At 70.0% G+C, this 16,704-nt stretch carries 12 protein-coding genes; 5 read left to right on the top strand and 7 right to left on the bottom strand.

Annotated elements, in window-relative coordinates:
- Window positions 1–76 precede the first annotated feature (76 nt).
- Entirely contained in the window at window positions 77–643 is a 567-nt protein-coding gene (locus tag ACY466_RS19165; RefSeq protein ID WP_463252370.1) for a hypothetical protein, read from the bottom strand.
- Between the two features lie 156 nt (window positions 644–799).
- Between ACY466_RS19165 and ACY466_RS19160 the strand changes: the two genes are divergently transcribed.
- The 4 genes from ACY466_RS19160 (at window position 800) to ACY466_RS19145 (ending at window position 6,257) form a co-directional block, all read left to right on the top strand.
- Window positions 800–2,695, top strand: a complete 1,896-nt coding sequence (locus ACY466_RS19160; protein WP_463252369.1) for a penicillin-binding transpeptidase domain-containing protein — start codon at window positions 800–802, stop codon at window positions 2,693–2,695.
- A gap of 169 nt (window positions 2,696–2,864) precedes the next feature.
- Complete coding sequence (locus tag ACY466_RS19155) at window positions 2,865–3,686, top strand: DUF559 domain-containing protein (RefSeq protein ID WP_463247968.1); 822 nt, start codon at window positions 2,865–2,867, stop codon at window positions 3,684–3,686.
- A gap of 158 nt (window positions 3,687–3,844) precedes the next feature.
- The gene (locus ACY466_RS19150) at window positions 3,845–5,485 is read left to right on the top strand and encodes a penicillin-binding protein 2 (RefSeq protein WP_463247964.1); all 1,641 of its coding nucleotides are present in this window, start codon (window positions 3,845–3,847) and stop codon (window positions 5,483–5,485) included.
- Window positions 5,486–5,519: 34 nt separating this feature from the next.
- A complete protein-coding gene (locus tag ACY466_RS19145; RefSeq protein ID WP_463247961.1) occupies window positions 5,520–6,257 on the top strand; it encodes a sulfite exporter TauE/SafE family protein in 738 nt (245 codons plus the stop codon).
- 9 nt (window positions 6,258–6,266) lie between these two features.
- Here the strand turns inward: ACY466_RS19145 and ACY466_RS19140 are convergent, their stop codons facing one another.
- The 4 genes from ACY466_RS19140 to ACY466_RS19125 form a co-directional block, all read right to left on the bottom strand.
- A complete protein-coding gene (locus ACY466_RS19140; protein ID WP_463247957.1) occupies window positions 6,267–6,665 on the bottom strand; it encodes a DUF3054 domain-containing protein in 399 nt (132 codons plus the stop codon).
- A 60-nt stretch (window positions 6,666–6,725) separates the two neighbouring features.
- The gene (locus ACY466_RS19135) at window positions 6,726–7,274 is read right to left on the bottom strand and encodes a YceI family protein (protein ID WP_463247954.1); all 549 of its coding nucleotides are present in this window, start codon (window positions 7,272–7,274) and stop codon (window positions 6,726–6,728) included.
- Window positions 7,275–7,404: 130 nt separating this feature from the next.
- Entirely contained in the window at window positions 7,405–8,463 is a 1,059-nt protein-coding gene (locus ACY466_RS19130; RefSeq protein WP_463247950.1) for a lysylphosphatidylglycerol synthase transmembrane domain-containing protein, read from the bottom strand.
- A 48-nt stretch (window positions 8,464–8,511) separates the two neighbouring features.
- Entirely contained in the window at window positions 8,512–9,963 is a 1,452-nt protein-coding gene (locus ACY466_RS19125) for an adenylate/guanylate cyclase domain-containing protein (RefSeq protein ID WP_463252368.1), read from the bottom strand.
- Window positions 9,964–10,089: 126 nt separating this feature from the next.
- Here ACY466_RS19125 and ACY466_RS19120 point away from each other — a divergent pair, with 126 nt between their 5' ends.
- Window positions 10,090–11,304 (top strand): AI-2E family transporter, encoded by a 1,215-nt coding sequence (locus tag ACY466_RS19120; protein WP_463247947.1) that lies wholly within the window; start codon window positions 10,090–10,092, stop codon window positions 11,302–11,304.
- On the opposite strand, the gene atzF is transcribed toward ACY466_RS19120, so the two are convergent.
- Window positions 11,292–13,028 carry an allophanate hydrolase gene (gene atzF / locus ACY466_RS19115; RefSeq protein WP_463247943.1) on the bottom strand — a complete coding sequence of 579 codons (1,737 nt, stop codon included), beginning with the start codon at window positions 13,026–13,028 and terminating at the stop codon, window positions 11,292–11,294. The genes ACY466_RS19120 and atzF overlap by 13 nt on opposite strands.
- Window positions 13,025–16,702 carry an urea carboxylase gene (uca, locus tag ACY466_RS19110; RefSeq protein WP_463247940.1) on the bottom strand — a complete coding sequence of 1,226 codons (3,678 nt, stop codon included), beginning with the start codon at window positions 16,700–16,702 and terminating at the stop codon, window positions 13,025–13,027. Before uca ends, atzF begins: the two co-directional genes overlap by 4 nt.
- Window positions 16,703–16,704 lie beyond the last annotated feature (2 nt).

Raw genomic sequence — 16,704 nt, 5'->3', positions numbered from 1 at the left:
GTCGGGAATGTTGCAGTTCTCACGGTACGACCGACCATCCGCGTTCGTCAACTGCGTTACCGAAACATGCTGCGACTCAGTCGAGATCGGGCCCGGAGGAGCGAAGGTCGTCCACCTTCTCCATCGCCGCCCGCAGTTCCGCGAGCCACGGATCGATGTGATCGCCCACCAGGCGTACCGACCACGCCAAGGCATCGGCGCGTGACCGCGCGACCCCCGCGTCGACGAGGGTGTCGAGCACCAGGCGTTCCGGTTGGCGGAGGCGGGTCATGACCGGGACCGCGAGGTGGGTGAACAACGTGGTGTCGCCGTCGACCGTGACACCCCACGCGACCTTGCGGCCGTAGCGAGCCTCGGCTTCGCGGGCTATCCGCATGCGGTCCTCGCGGGAGGACTCGCGGAACCGCGAGATCCGGCCGTCCGCCGCGGCGCTCGAGGAATCGGGAACAGGGAGGTCGCCCGTCACCACGATCTCCTCGCGGTCGACCGCGACGGCGGCGTCACCGTCGAACCACTCGTCGGGCAGGCGGCCGCGGAACCACTCGGCCGCGTCGGTGGCGTCGGGTAGGTCCTTCTGCTGCCACCCACCGGGCCGGCGGTGGGCGCGTCGGCCTCGTTCGTCGTGGTGATCGTGTCGGGTAATGGTGGATACCTCCGAGTGATTACTTGATTACGCAACGCTGATTACACAATTACACCGATCCGGGACGGTTGTCGATGCGTCGGCGCGGATCCGGTGGGGCACTATCTACCCGTGCACACCCTTCATCGGTCGAAATCCCTCCGCGCGAGCGTCGTCATGGTCGTGACCGCCCTGGTGGTCACCGCCTGCGGCACCACCGAGCCGCCGGAACCCCGAACCACCGCGGATCTGTTCGCCGAGGCACTGAGCACGCAGAACGTCGCCGCCGCCGCCGAACTCACGTCCGACCCCGCGGCGGCCACCGAGACCCTCACGCAGATGTACGACGGTCTGCGCGGCGGCGGCACCGTGGACGCGACACCCCGGTTCTCGGTGAGCGCGGCCGACGAGGAGGCGCAGACGTTCACGCTGTCCGCCTCGTGGTCGTTCACCCCGCCGGAGCCGGAGGCCGACGCGTCCGACACCTCCCCCGCGGAATCGACCGATCCCGAGACGGCGCAGTCCGAGACAGCGCAGTCCGAGACGTCCGATTCCGAGACCTCCGGTTCCGAGACGTCCGAGCCGGAGTCCGCGACCGATCCCGGTGCCGAGCGCGTCTGGACCTACGACACCGAGGGCTCGGCGACCGAGACCCCGGCGGGATGGCGCATCACCTGGAATCCCGCCACCGTGGTTCCCGGCCTCACCGCCGACACCTCCGTTCGCTACACACCGACCGGCGCCACCGCGGTGCCGAGCGTGCTCGATTCGTCCGGGTCGCCGCTGATGACCCAGCAGGTGGTCACGCTGGTGAACCTGGACACGACCGCGGACACCTCGGCCGTCGCCGCGCTGGTCTCCTCGGCCGCTCCCACGGTGACCGCCGAGTCGTTGCGCGAGAGCCTCGACGCGGCGTCCGGGGGAACGATCACCGCCGTCGCGCTGCGTGACTCCGACCTCGCGCCGATCGAGACACTGCTGACCGCGGTCCCCGGGGTCACCCTCGCTCCTCAGACCCGGCTGCTCACCGTCAACCCGGCGCTCGCCTCGCCCGCGCTGAACGACGTCGCGCAGGAGTGGCAGGACCAGCAGGACGAGAACGCAGGGTGGTCCGTTCAGCTGGTGAACGCCGACGGTGCGGTGGCCGAGCAGCTCGTCGGCGTCGACCCCACCGTCGGGTCCGACATCCAGGTCACGCTCGACTCGTTGCTCCAGCTCCGGGCCGAGAACGCACTGGCCGCAGTGCCGCAGAGCGCGGCGATCGTCGCGATCACCCCGTCGACGGGAGCGGTGGTGGCCGTCGCGCAGAACGGCCCCGCCGATTCGCAGGGTCCCATCGCGTTGACCGGGCTCTACCCGCCCGGCTCGACGTTCAAGACCGTCACCACCTCCGCCGCGCTGCAGGCCGGCGAGGTCACCCCCGAGACCGTGCTGCCGTGCCCGGCGTCCGCGAACATCGAGGGCCGCACGATTCCCAACGACGACGATTTCGCTCTCGGTGAGGTCCCGCTGACCGAGGCCTTCGCCCGCTCGTGCAACACGACCATGGCGCAGCTCGCCGCCGACCTGCCCCCCGAGGCACTGCCGGACGCCGCGCTGCAGTTCGGCCTCGGCGCGGACTTCGTCACCCCCGGACTCACCACGGTGACCGGTTCGGTGCCGCCCGCGACCACCCCGGCCGAGCGCGTCGAATCGGGCATCGGACAGGGCACGGTGACGGCCTCCCCGTTCGGGATGGCACTGGTCGCGGCGGCCATCGCCAACGGCGCCACGCCGACGCCCACCATGATCGCCGGACGTCCGGCCACCGCCGACACCGATCCCGAGCCGTTCCCGGCCGAGGTCGCCGAGCAGTTGCGCGCGATGATGGCGGAGACGGTGGCGAGCGGTACGGCGTCGTCGTTGCAGGACATCAGCGGTCTGCTCGGCAAGACCGGTACCGCCGAGGTGCAGGGCGGACCGTCGCACGGATGGTTCGTCGGCATCCGTGGGGACCTGGCGTTCGCGGTCTTCGTCGAGGGTGGGGACACGTCGGCGCCGGCGCTCGCGGCTGCGGGGGCGTTCCTGCGCTGAGTGCCGGTGCGGTCGGTGCGCACAGGCTGCACACAACCGTGCTCCACAGGGCCGGATGTGACGTCCCGGGCATGGTTGTGTGCAGCTGGTGCACGTGGGCTGTGGATGAACGCCGCGTCCTGTGGATACGGATGAGCAGATCGGCGGCCGACGAGGCAGCGTCGTCCCGGTGTCCGTTCACCGAAGGCGCGACCTCGTGGCCGACGGCGTCTCCCGCCGCGAGCTCGACGCCATGCACCGCGTGCTCCCGTCGATTCTGGCTACCAGCGAACCGTCGTACGTCGATCGGTGCCGGGCCGTCGCGTTGTGGAAACCGGCCGCGGTGCTCAGTCACGACACCGCGGCGTGGGCGTGGGGCCTGCTTCCCGAGGTGCCCGCGGCAGTCCACGCGACGGTGCCCGCCGGGGTGGGTGTGCACGGGCCGGAGTGGGTTCGACTCCATCGCCGAGCCGTGGGGACGGCGACCTCGTGGCGCGGGTTGGCGATGGTGCCGGTGGAGCGGGCGTTGTTCGACGTGGCCACGACGACGACGGGTGTGGACCTCGACCGCCTGTTCGACGCCGCTGTCGACACCCACGTCGATTGGCGTCGGGTCGCGGTGTTGTGTGCCGAGGCCCCGCGGTCGCACGGGGTGGTCGCGGTGCGGGAGCAGCTACGAACCTGCTGTCCGCGAACCAGGTCCGAGGTCGAGCGGATGGTGGCACGAGGGGTCACGGCCCGCGGCGTGCGACTCGAGATCAACGGGCGGGTGGGGAAGTACTACGGGGATCTGGTGTGTCGCCGCGGCCGGGTGGTGGTCGAGGTCGACGGCCGAGAGTTCCACTCGGCGGCGCGGGTGTTCAGTTCCGATCGGGTGCGGCAGAACGAGTTGATCGACGACGGGTGGCGCGTCCTGCGATACTCGGCCGCCACGGTGAGTGCGCATCTCGACGCGGTGGTGGACGACATCGTGCGGGTCGTGCGTAAGCGGCGCCGGTCCCGCCGGGGATGACGCGTGCACAGGTTGCACACAACCGGGCTCCACAGGGCCGGATGTGACGCCCCGGGCATGGTTGTGTGCAGCTGATGCACGGCTCACGCACCGAACCGACGCCGCTTCGTGACCGCTCCGTGCTGTGTTACTGGTGTTACTCGAGTGACTATTGGTGAATGGTCCTCCGTGTTCGGTACGTCGCTGCGCTGCTTGCTCTGTTCGTCGCGCTCGCGACCGTCGCGTCGTTCGTGGTGAGCAAGCCCCGCAGCGAGGCCGCCGTACTGGTGGACCGGTTCGTCACCGCACTCGAGCAGCGCGACGTGGCCGCGGCCGCCGCGCTGACGTCCTACCCCAACGCCGCGGCCCAAACGATGAACACCCTGTTCGACGCCATGGGACCGGGCACCTCGGTGCACCGCAAGTCCCAGTACATCGGCCTCGACGATTCCTCCGGGTTCTTCACCCTCGACTCCACCTGGACGTTCGGGGAGGCCCGCGGAGCCGACGACCGCCAGTGGCGAGTCAGCACCCAGGGATCGACCCGCAAGCTCGCCGTCGGCTGGCGCATCTCGTGGGACCCCAGCATCGTCGCGCCGGGACTGAGCGAGGGCGGAACCGTCGGGTACACCCGCACGGACGCGCCCGCCCCGCGCATCCTCGATGCGTCGGGCGCGGTGATGATGACCGAGCAGAACGTCGCCGCCGTACGCCTGGATCCGAACGCGACCGGGGACGTCGCGGACTCCGCCGCCCGCCTCGCGGACGTCATCGACGTCGTCGCGCCGCTCATCACGCAGGAGACGTTGCTGGACCAGCTCGCCGCGTCGTCGGGCGGGGAGATCACGGCCGTCAATCTGCGCGCCGACGACTACGCCGTACTCGAGGACGATCTGCGCGCCATCGACGGAGTGGTCCTCTACGCCGAACCCAAGTTGATTGCGGCCGATCGCCGCCTGAACTCGCCGCTCATCGAATCCCTCCGCACGGTGTGGCAGGACAGTCGCGACGCCACCGCGGGCTGGGCCGTGCGTCGCACCGACGCGGACGGGGACACCGAGCAGCTGGCCGGATTCCAGGGTCCGGGCGGCCCCGACATCCGATCGACCATGGACCCGGAACTGCAGCTGGCCGCTCTGAACGCGGCCGTCAGCGTCGGCACGCCCGCGTCGGTGCTGGTGATGAAGCCGTCCACCGGTGCCGTCGTTGCCGCGGCGCAGAACAGCTACGCCAACGACGAGGGAACTCCCGCATTCGACAAGCTCTACCCGGCCGGCACGCTGACCGATCTGGTGGCCGATTCCGCACGGACACAGGACATCCCCCTGCCCGACGCGGCCAGGCAGCTGGGCCTGGGTACGTCGTTCGACGTCCCGGGGGCCCACCTGGTCACCGCGTCCGTGCCCGGCGGGCAATCGGCCGTGGACCGCTTCCGTCCCGCCAGCACCGGCGACCTCGTCGACGAGATGGCGGTCACGCCGTTCGGGCTCGTGGAGATGGCGTCCGCGATCGAGCGGGGCAGTGCGCCGGCACCGATGATCGTCGAGGGCTCGCCCGCGTCGGTCACCTCCGACGGCGGACCGATCGACGCGTCCGTCCTCGCGGCCCTGCGGAACACGATGCGCACCGCTCCGGAGCAGGAGGGCATCGCCGACGCGTCGGTGTCGGGTCTCGCGGGCACCAACGGGGTCGATCGGTGGTTCGTCGGAACCCGCGGTGATCTGGCGTTCGCCGTCCTGATCGAGGACGCCGACGGCACCGACGCCGCCGCGCGCATGACGAATCGACTGCTGAGCGAGATCGACTCGCCGACGGAGTGATCGTCGCGTCGGCACTGCCGATACGCTTCCGCGAGTGACCGTCGCCCACTTCGTCCTGCTGATCGCGGCCGGGTTCGGGGCCGGTCTGATCGGATACATCACCGGGTTGGCGTCGCTGGTCTCCTATCCGGCGCTGCTCGCCGTGGGACTGCCGCCGGTCGCGGCCAACGTCACCAACACCGTCGCGCTCATCGGAGCGGGGGTGGGAGCGACTGCGTCGTCGACGAAGGAGCTTGCGAAGACCGGACGTTCGCTGGTGTGGCTCACCCTGTGGGCGGCGCTCGGCGGAATCGCCGGAGCCGTGGTGCTCCTGCGCGCTCCGGGCGAGACCTTCGAGGCTGTGGTGCCGGCGCTGATCGTGTTCGCGTCGGTGGCGATGCTGCTGCAGCCCCGAATTCGGTTGCTCGCGGGCACCCGCAAGTTCCCGGTGCTGTACCCGGTGGGGGTGCTGCTGGTCGCGGTGTACGGCGGGTACTTCGGTGCGGGCGCCGGAGTGATCTTCATGGCGCTGACGCTCATCTGCACCGCCGAACCCATCTGGCGCGCAGCGCTTCTCAAGAGTTACCTGCTGTCGATCGCGAACCTGGTGGCGGCGGTGCTCTTCGCGTTCTCGGGTCAGGTCGACTGGTTCGCGGCCTTCGCCATGGCCATCGGCACGGTGGTGGGAGGTGCCGTCGGTCCGCGGGTGGTGCGCCGACTTCCGCCCAACCCGCTGCGAATCGGGGTGGCGCTGTGCGGGTTCGGGCTGGCCGCGTGGTTGTGGCTGGGCTGAGCGGGACGTTCAGCTGGAGCCGGTACGCACGAGGGGACGCACGAACATCCGCGCCACCGCCCGCCACCCGATGAGGAAGAGCCCCAACACGATCGACGCGACCACGACGAAACCGAATTCCGTGCCCTGACCGCCCAGCACCCGGAACGTCATCCCGCCGGCGACGGTGAGCACCCACACGAGAACCCCGGTGGGGAGCACGAGCATCGGGTCGAACTTGTCGCGGTAGAGCGCGTAGGTGACGAGCCAGCCGACGACGAGCCCGCCGAGGAACGGCCAGGCGGTGTCGACGATGCCGCCGAGGCTCAGGCCCTCGGCGTGGCTGCGGCGGCCGATGATGCAGAAGATCACGACCAGAACGAGGTCGACGGCTGCCGCGATCGCGATGCGTCGGGTGCGAGTGGTCATGGCGCCATCATAGGAAACGGCCCGCACCGTGAGGGTGCGGGCCGTTTCCGTCGAGGGTGATCAGGCCTGGAGGCCGGCCTCGATCTCGAGGAGCAGGCTGATCTTGTCGCCCACCACGGCGCCGCCGCCCTCGAGGGGCATGTCGATGCTCAGCCCGAAGTCCTTGCGGTTGATGGTGGTGGTGGCCTCGAAGCCCGCGACCGGTCCGTTGCCCATACCCGCGTTGACCCCGTTGAACTCGACGTTCAGATCGATGGACTTGGTGACGCCGTGAAGGGTGAAGTCGCCGGTGAGCACGAAGTCGTCGCCCTTGGCCTGGACCGAGGTGGAGGTGAACGTGGCGGTCGGGTACTTCTCGACCTCGAAGAAATCGGCGGTCTTGAGGTGGCCGTCGCGCTGGGCGTTGTCGGTGGTGATCGAGGCGGTGGAGATCTCCGCGTCGATGCGGGGAGCACCGTTCTCGTCGACGGTGATGGTGCCGCTGAAGTCCTGGAAGCGTCCACGGACCTTGCTCACCATGAGGTGGCGCACGGTGAATCCGACGGTGGAGTGGGCGGCGTCGATGGCCCAGGTGCCGGCGGTGAGCTGGGGAACGGTGGCGGTGGTCATGGTGGTCTCCTGTGTTCGATCCGGGTAGTTGATGCTTCAAGCTACGGCCACCCTACACAACCGGACCACGGTCCGCATCATTCCCGGATCGCGAAGATTCAGGAACCCGAATATTCCGGAACCCGGAGCCTCACTGCACGACGTCGAGGTCCGAATCCCGGTGCCGGTGCCCCCGGAAGATCGACAGCAGCACGATCCACCCGGCTGCCGCCACCATGACGAAGCTGACGACGCGGTAGACCAACGCCGCCGCCACCGCCTGCGAGGCACTCATGCTCGCCGCGGTGGTGAGCGTCGCGATGAGCGTGGCGTCCACGAGCACCAATCCGCCCGGCGCGAGAGGGATGGACCCGACCGCCTTCGCCGCCGAGAACGTGATGAGCAGGCCCGCCCAGGTGGGGTCGGCGCCCACCGCGTAGCAGGCGGCGCCGAGGCACGCGACGTCGGCGAATCGGTAGACCGCGGAGAACGCGAACGCCGTCGCCCCGTCGCGCTTGCCCAGTTCGACGGATCGGATCTGGTCCACGACCTCGTCGAGGCGATCGCGGCCCGCGCCCGGTTCGCGATGCCGCACGGCGTTGTAGCGCCGCAGCCCCCAGCGACCGAGACGGACGAGGGAATCCGGGTGCGCGCGGACGTACCGGCCGGCGACCACGATGGCGATCACGGCCACGATCGGGGTCACGATGCGATGCGCGTCGGCGTTGCCTCCGACCAGGACCGCGCCGGTGATTCCCAGCACGGCGAGCCCCAGCGCCGCGAGGACGCCGGAGATCGCGAGCTGCCAGGACGCCACGACCGGGCCGGCTCCCCAGCGCCGCGTCTGCTTGTAGGTGAACGCGGTGGAGAAGACCTGACCGGCCGGGAGCGTGAGTGCCATGGCCGTGCTGCCGTAGATCACCGACAGCGATCGTCGTTGGCTGACCCGCACGCCGCCGGCCTGCAGCAACTGCTTCTGCACACGTCCGAACGCGGACAGTGAAAGTACCTGGGCCGCAACGCAGGCGGCGACGAAACCCCAGTGGATCTCGGTGAGCGCCTGCCACGATTCGTGCAGCCGAGGCCAGAGGATCACACCCTGCCCGACGAGCAGAGCCAGCAGCACCGTGATCCCGACCCACCGCAGCCACCGGCGTCGCCGTGGCCTGGCGGGCGCACCGGTCGGATGGTTCTGCTCCGGTTCCGCCACGCGCTCAGGGTAACGAACGTCCGGTGTGGTTCGTCGTTCTGCCGCGCGTCAGGACGAGTGGTGATCGACGGGCCAGGCGAGGTGCGTCGCGCGATTCCGGCCGCGCAGTTGCACCTGTTCTCCGAGTTCCCAGTACGACTGCTCGTCGCCGTCCGCGAAGTACAGGGCCGAGGTCGACGCCAGCACGCGGCTGGGTCGGAACTTCGCGAGCTCGGTCAGGCGCGACGCCTCGTTCACGGGATCACCGATCACCGTGTACTCGAAGCGTTCCGCCGCACCGATGTTCCCCGCGACGGCGAGCCCCGCCGACACGCCGATACCGACGTCGAGGCCCACGATGGAGTCGAGTTCGCGACGGAGTTCGCGCGCCGCGGAGAGGGCCGCGGTGGGGGCGTCGGGTCGGTCGAGCGGGGCGCCGAAGATGGCCAGGGCCGCGTCACCGACGAACTTGTTGACGAAACCGTGATGACGATCGACGACGTCCACCACCACGCGGAAGAACTCGTTGAGCAGGTCGACGACCTCGCTGGGGGGCCGTTCCGACGCGGCGGACGTCGACCCGACCATGTCCACGAAGAGGACCGCCACGAAGCGCGTCTCGCCGCCGAGCTCGGTCCCGAACTGCAGGGCGCGTCGGGCGACGTCCTCGCCGACGTGCTGGCCGAACAACTCCCGAAGCACCTTGCGCTCGGAGGACTCCTGCATCATCCGGTTGAAGCCGACCTGCAGGCGGCCGATCTCGCTGCCGTCGAACACCTCGACCTGAACCTCGGTGTCACCCCGCTGGACCCGCTCGATGGCCCGTCGAAGTTGGCGGATGGGGTCGGAGATCTGGCTGGCGGTGAGCATCGACAGGGAGAACGCCTGCACGATCGCCAGGACGCACAGCAGGGTGATGGCGATGGCGAACGCGTCGGGGGAGAAGACCAGATCGGTGGTCAGCTGCGTCGCGCACAGCAGCAGGATTCCGACGACGGGAATCAGGGTGCCGAGGCCCCACGTCATCGCCATCCGGGTCCCGACGCCCGGCGTCAGGGTTCGGTCGAATCGCCCGGTGCTCAGGGCCAACGCGGCGACGGGTCGAAGGATGCGCTCGCCCAGCATGTACGTGAAGCCGAAGGTGATGGCCGCGGCGAGGGCCACGGTGACCGCCACCGCGATCGCGAGCGACGGCATCTCGGAGACGGTGAGGAAGACGAAGAGGATTCCACCGACGAACCACAGCACCAGGTGCACGATCGCCTGACGCAGTGGGGCGTGCAGTGCGGCCATCTGCTCGGAGCGAGTGGGGGAACCACCGCGGAGTTGCCACCGCATGACCTTGCGCAGCATGAACGCGGCCATCACGGTGCTGACGACTCCGGCGAAGATCAGGTACGCGCCGAAGACCACGACGTTGCGCACGCGGTCGACGACGATGCCGGCGTTCTCGGAGATGGGGAGCCCGTACCGGACGAACGCGAACACCAGGACGGCGCCGAGGACGTTGGCCAACAGCATCGACGCGAGGTACAGCGGCCAACGGCTTCTCAGGGTCAGCGAGACCGCGCGAAGGAAGACCAGCACCCGGTCAACCTACCGTCGACGGTGGACGACGGGGGGGACGACCTCGCATACTCTCGGCTGGTGAAGCTGGATCCCGCGGACTCGGTCCATCCCACCGTGCGTGTCGGCGCCGCCTGGACGTGGCGCCTGCTGGTACTCGCGGCGGGCGTGGCGGTGCTCGGCGTGGTGCTGAAGCGGCTCGAGGTGGTGGTGGTTCCCGTCGCCCTCGCTCTGCTCGTGTCCGCGCTGCTCACGCCGCTCGTGAACTGGATGCATCGACGCCGGGTGCCGCGGGCGATCGCCGTCGTGCTCGCGATCGTCGTCGGCATCGCGGTGGTGGTGTCCATCCTCGCGTTCGTCGTCGAGCAGTTCGTCGCCGGGTTGCCCGCCCTCACGAGCCAGTTCACGGCGAGCATCGACGGCGCACAGGAGTGGTTGACCTCCGGCCCACTGCACTTCAGCGAGGCGCAGATTCGCAGCGCGGGCGACTCGGCGGTGAACGCGCTCGAATCCAATCAGGAAGCCATCACCAGCGGTGCGCTCACCACGGCGACGGTGCTCGCGGAGATCCTCACCGGCGCTCTGCTGATGCTGTTCACCCTCATCTTCTTCCTGTACGGCGGCCGGCAGATCTGGGAGTTCGTCACCCGCCTCGCCCCCACCGTGGCCCGACCCCGAATTCGAATCGCCGGTGATCAGGCCTTCGGATCGCTGGTGGGATACGTGCGGGCGACGGTGGTGGTGGCCGCGTCCGATGCCGTCGGGATAGGGATCGGACTGGCCCTGCTCGGGGTGCCCCTCGCGCTACCGCTCGCGTCGTTGGTGTTCGTCGGGGCCTTCGTCCCCGTCGTCGGCGCGGTGCTGACCGGATTCGTCGCGGTGCTGGTCGCGCTGGTGACCCAGGGCGTGGTCACCGCGCTCCTCGCCCTCGCGGTGGTGATCGCGGTGATGCAGATCGAGGGTCACGTGCTGCAACCGCTGCTCCTCGGTCGCGCCGTTCGGATCCACCCGCTCGCGGTGGTGCTGGCCATCGCCACCGGCATCATGCTGGCCGGGATCATCGGAGGTCTGCTGGCCGTGCCGCTGGTGGCGATGGCGAACACGGCCGTGCGCTCTCTGCTCGCCGACGATCCGCACGGGGTGGTCGAGGATCCCCTCGCGCCCGCCTACCCGGCGGCCCCGGACTCGGCGGACACACCCGACGGCCCGAAGTCGGATGCCTCGGATGCTCAGAACTCGGATGCTCCGAACTCGGATGCTCCGGACTCACCCGCCGCCGAGGATCAGCCCCGGTAGTTGCGCCACCCCCCGTGCTCGGTGATGTCCGTCCCCGCCTGCGCCGCGTCGTACGCGCAGGTGAAGCCGACGACCGTGCGCCCGTCGGCCAGTTCGACGCTGCCCAGGCCCATCGGTGCGGGCAGCCCGGCCAGGAACGTCCCGAGGTGCGCGGACGCCAGCCGATACAGCTCGCCGGCGATGGGGGCACCGCGGCCGCTTCCGTGCCGAACCAACCCGGGCTTGGGCGGCGTGGTGTTCAGATCGACCAGGCGGTAGGCGTCCGTGGTGGTGACCTCCCCGAGGAATCGGGCGCCGCGGTCGGTGAGCTGATGGTGGAGCGGGAATCCGCGCAGGTGGGCTCCGACCACCAGGACGTCGGTTCCGGCGTCGGTGACGAGAGCGTCGGTGACCGCGCCGGGTGACTCGACGAGGCGCGCGGCGATGTCGACTGCCACCTGATCGGCGAACGCGGGCACCGCGACCATGACGCCGAACGGATCGCCCGCCGCGGTGCGCTCGCCCGGCACGGCCACGGCGGCCATGTCGAGGAGGTTGCAGAAGTTGGTGAAGGTCCCCATCCGGCGGTTGATGCCCACCGGATCGGCCTGCACCGCGGCGATCGTCGGATGCTCGGTGGTGGTGGGCAGCAGGAGGCCGTCGAAACCGGTGAGCAGGTCCCGCACGAAGGCCTTGGTGGTGGTGATGAGGGACAGGTCGTCGACGTACCGATGCGCGGTGGGACGCTCGGCGCCCGCGACGATGGCCGCGACCGTGGGGTCGGCGTTCGCGGGTGCGGCGGCGAGGAACTCCCCGACGGCGGCGAACCTCTGCGCGACGATCGCCCCGTCGTAGAGCAGTGTCGCGACGGTCAGCAGCGGCGAGATGTCCACGACCTCGTGATCGATGCCGCGTTCGCCGAGTCGCGCGACGGTGCGGTCGAACGCGTCGGCGAAGTCCGCGCCCAGCGCCGTGAGGTCCTCGGCACGCGGAATCGCCACGCGGGGACGTTCCGACGCGGCGAGGGGGACCGCCGCCGGCCAGTCGCGGCTGCGGGGGTCGGCGGCGTCGGGTCCGATCATCCGACCGATGGTCTCCGCGGCGAGCGGCAGATCGGCGGCGAAGACCGTCACCGCGTCGTAGTCGATGCACGCGGGGACGACGCCCGTGTTCGGCACGAGCCCCAGCGTGGCCTTGATGCCGACGATCCCCTGGAACGACGCGGGGACGCGCCCGGACCCGGCCGTGTCGGTGCCCAGCGCGACGTCGACGAGCCCGAGTCCGACGGCCGCGGCCGATCCGGCGCTCGATCCACCCGACACCCGCTCGGGATCCCACGCGCACCGCACCGCCCCGTACGGACTGCGCGTCCCCACCAGCCCGGTAGCGAACTGATCGAGGTTGGTCTTGCCGAGAACCAGTGCGCCGCAGTCGATCAGGCGTTGGACCGCCGTCGCCGACGCATCGGGTGTGGTGGCGAACTCCGGGCACGCCGCCGTGGTGGGCAGTCCCGCGACGTCGATGTTGTCCTTGACCGCGACCAGCAGCCCGTACAGCGGGAGGTCGGCACCCTCCTCGCGGCGCCGACGCACCGCCGCGGCGTCGGCGAGCACGTCCGCCTCCGGACGCAGCGTGATCCAGATCTCCGGGCGGTCGACGTCGGCGATGCGCTTGTAGGCCGACACCACCCGCTGCTCGATGTCGAGGGCGGGATCGATGCGGTCGGTGAGGGTGAAGCCGGTCATGAGGCGGAAACTCCTACGGGTGCGGGGACGGTGACGAGCAGAGGTGTACCCGGTTCGACCCGAGCGCCGGGCTCGACCAGAATACGGGCCACGCGCATCGGTTCGCTTGCGGTGACGGGAAGCTCGAGCTTCATGGCCTCGAGGATCACCAGGGTGGTGCCGGCGTCGACGCTGGCGTCGTGCTCGACCTCGATGCGCCACACGCTGCCGACCATCGGTGCCTCCACCACCTGGGCGCCGTCGCCGAACTCCGCGAGGTCGAGTGCGGTGTCCGCGGGAGTCGGCGGTGCCTCGACCGGATCGAACTCCCCGGATGCTCGCCACGCCGTCTTCTCGGCCTCGAACGCGACTCCCTGCCGCTGCTCGAATTCCGCGATCGACGCGGCGTTCTCGTCCAGGAACCGTCGGTGCTCGGCGAGGGAGAACGTGCCGTGGGTGAGGTGGGGATCGAACGTGCCCATGGCCGCGTCGGCACGGGCCTGCGTCAGTTCCTCCGGGGTGACCGGGGTCCAGGAGATACGGTCGAAATAGCGGAACAGCCACGGCTTCCCCACTTCGAACGGAGCGTTCTGTCGATGACCGGACCAGATGGGCACCGTGCGACCGACCAACTGGTATCCGCCGGGGGACTCCATTCCGTAGACGCACAGGTACTTTCCACCGATCCCGACGGCGTCCGACGGGGTCCAGGTACGGGCGGGGTTGTACTTGGTGGTCACCAGCCGGTGCCGCGGATCGAGCGGAACCGCCAGGGGTGCACCGAGATACACGTCACCGAGTCCGAGCACCAGGTACTCCGCGTCGAACAGCACGCGTCGGACGTCGTCGACGCTGTCCAGCCCGTTGATCCGCCGGATGAACTCGGTGTTCGACGGCAACCAGGGTGCCTCGGGACGAACTCCGTTGCGGTAGCGGTCGATCGCCTCCAGGATCGACGGATCGTCGAACGACATCGGCAGCGTGATCGTGCGGCTGGGCACCACGAGATCGGCGGTGTCGGCGAGGTCGCCCTCGATCTCGTCGAGGATGCCGACGAGGGTGCGCTGCGGCAGCGTGTCCGGGTCGAAGTGCAGGTGCAGAGACCGGACCCCGGGGGTGATGTCGATCAGTCCGGGCAGGGCACGTTCGGTCAGGGCCACCGACAGGGCGTGGACCCGGATACGCAGGCCCAGATCGAGGGTCATCGGACCGTACTCGACCATGATGTTGTCGTCCCCGCCGCGCAGGTACCGCACCTCCGGGGTGGCGTCGGTGGCCTCGCGGCGCCCGAGTACTCCGTGATCGGTTTCCCTGCGGCCCAGTCGATCCGGAGCGGGTAGGTCGAGCACACGGTCGGTGAGCGTGGTGCGCAGCGTGGTCGCTCTCTCGTCGGAGACGGGGACGAACCGCACCTGGTCGCCGGGGCGGATCTGCCCCAGCTTCCACCGGTGCGCGCTGACCACGGTGAGAGGGCACGCGAAGCCGCCGAGGCTGGGGCCGTCGGGACCGAGAAGGATCGGGGTGTCGCCGGAGACGTTGACGGAGCCGACGCTGTACGGGCAGTCGTGCAGGTTCGACGGGTGAAGCCCCGCCTCGCCGCCGTCGGTCCGCGCCCAGATGGGCTTGGGTCCGTCGAGACGGATGCCGGTGCGGTTGGCGTGGGTCTGCACGGTCCAGGTGCTGTCGTAGAACTGCGCGATGTCCGCGTCGGTGAAGTAGTCCGGGGCCGGCTGCGGTCCCTCGCCGACCGCGAGGTGCCAGACGTGGCCGAACTGCGGTCGCTCGTCCTCGGGAATCGTGGTGGGGGACTCGGCGGGCCGTTCGGGTCGCAATCCGAGGACGTCGCCCGTCGCGACGGCGCGTCCGGTGGTGCCACCGAACCCGCCGAGCGTGAACGTGGCCGTGCTGCCGTGGTATTCGGGTGCATCGAGACCGCCCCGGACGGAGACGTAGGTGCGCAATCCCACCTCGGCCGGACTGCCGACGTCGAGAACACCACCGGCGGGAACGGTCACCGGGGTCCACTGCGGGACCGGCTCACCGTCGACGGTGACGCTTGCCGGGGCTCCGGTGATCGCCACCGTGGTGGAGACGGAGAAGCGCAATCTCGGCCCCAGCAGGGTGCATTCGAGTCCCGCGGCGCCGGCGTCGTTGCCCACCGCGCGGTTCGCCAGGCGCAGGGACAGATCGTCGAACGCGCCGGACGGCGGGATACCCACGTTCCACAGGCCGATGCGGCCCTGCACGTCCTGCACGGTGGTGGCCACCCCGGCGCGTTCGACGTCGATGCGAGGGCCGATGGCGGGCAGGGTGCTCAGGGTCGCGGTGGTGTGGCTCGCGTCCAGCATCGGTGTGCTGATCGAGGCGATGCGGAGTTGCGCCAGGTTGGTGGTGATGCCGTGGATCGTGGACCCGTCGAGCGCGTCGTGCAGCGCGTGCAGGGCGTCGGTTCGGTTGTCGCGGTGCACGATCACCTTGGCGAGCATGGGGTCGTAGTACGAGCTGACGCTCGCGCCGGTCTCGATGTGGGTCTCGATGCGCGCGTCGTCGGTGGGGAACACGACCTCGGTCAGCAGGCCCGCGCTGGGCCGATAGTCGCGGCCCGGATCCTCGGCGTAGACCCGCGCTTCGACGGCGTGCCCGACGATCTCGGGTCCGGTGTCGGGAAGGTCGGTCAGCATCGAGTCGTCGCCGCCCGCGAGCCGCAGCATCCACGCGACGAGATCGACGCCGGTGACCTCCTCGGTGACCGGGTGTTCGACCTGCAGGCGGGTGTTCACCTCGAGGAACGACGCTTCCTGCCGTTCGACGTCGTAGACGAACTCGACGGTTCCGGCGGAGCGGTACCCCAGCGACGCGGTCAGGGCGCGGGCGGACGAGAGCAGGTGCTCGGTCACCGCGTCGGGAAGGGCGGGAGCGGGAGCTTCCTCGATGACCTTCTGATTGCGCCGTTGCAGCGAGCAGTCGCGGGTACCCAGGCTCAGGGTGCGGCCGGCGCCATCCCCGAAGATCTGGACCTCCACGTGCCGGGCGTGCGCGACGAACCGCTCGAGGAACACCCCGGACGAGCCGAAGTTGTCCTCCGCCAACCGGATCACCCGGTCGTACGCCGAGCTCAGATCGTCCGGAGAGAAGCACGCCTGCATGCCGATTCCGCCGCCACCGCCGACGGCCTTGAGGATCACCGGGTAGCCGATCTCGGCGGCCGACTCGAGCGCGGCGTCGATCCCGGACAGCAGTGCGGTCCCGGCGACCAACGGAACGCCCGCGGCCTCCGCGGCCTGGCGTGCGGTGTGCTTGTTGCCGAACACCCGCAGCTGCTCGGCGGTGGGACCGACGAAGGCGAGGCCCGCCGCTTCGACCGCCGTCGCGAAATCGACGTTCTCCGAGAGGAACCCGTAACCGGGATGGATCGCGCCGGTGCCGGTCGCGAGCGCCGCCTGGATGACGGCCTCGCCGCGAAGGTACGACTGTGCGGCGGGCGCGGGGCCGAGCCGGACGGCCTCGTCGGCCATTCGCACGTGCCGGGCGTCGGCGTCGGCGTCGCTGTACACCGCGACGGTGCGCAGGCCGAGATCGCGGGCCGTGCGGAAGATCCGGCACGCGATCTCGCCGCGATTCGCGACCAGGATCGTGTCGAACGACAGGGGCCGGGTGGTGTTCGGCCGGGTGGTGTTCGGCTGGGTGGTGTTCATGG

It is taken from the genome of Rhodococcus sp. K11/5, from assembly GCF_055193735.1.
The sequence above is the reverse complement of the archived record's forward strand: the minus strand, read 5'-3'. Positions and strand labels throughout refer to the sequence as shown.

Coding starts and splice junctions, on each gene's coding strand:
- ACY466_RS19160 (WP_463252369.1), top strand. CDS start 800: ATGGTCGTGACCGCCCTGGTGGTCACCGCCTGCGGCACCACCGAGCCG.
- ACY466_RS19150 (WP_463247964.1), top strand. CDS start 3,845: ATGGTCCTCCGTGTTCGGTACGTCGCTGCGCTGCTTGCTCTGTTCGTC.
- ACY466_RS19140 (WP_463247957.1), bottom strand. CDS start 6,665: ATGACCACTCGCACCCGACGCATCGCGATCGCGGCAGCCGTCGACCTC.
- ACY466_RS19135 (WP_463247954.1), bottom strand. CDS start 7,274: ATGACCACCGCCACCGTTCCCCAGCTCACCGCCGGCACCTGGGCCATC.
- ACY466_RS19125 (WP_463252368.1), bottom strand. CDS start 9,963: ATGCTGTTGGCCAACGTCCTCGGCGCCGTCCTGGTGTTCGCGTTCGTC.
- atzF (WP_463247943.1), bottom strand. CDS start 13,028: ATGACCGGCTTCACCCTCACCGACCGCATCGATCCCGCCCTCGACATC.
- uca (WP_463247940.1), bottom strand. CDS start 16,702: ATGAACACCACCCAGCCGAACACCACCCGGCCGAACACCACCCGGCCC.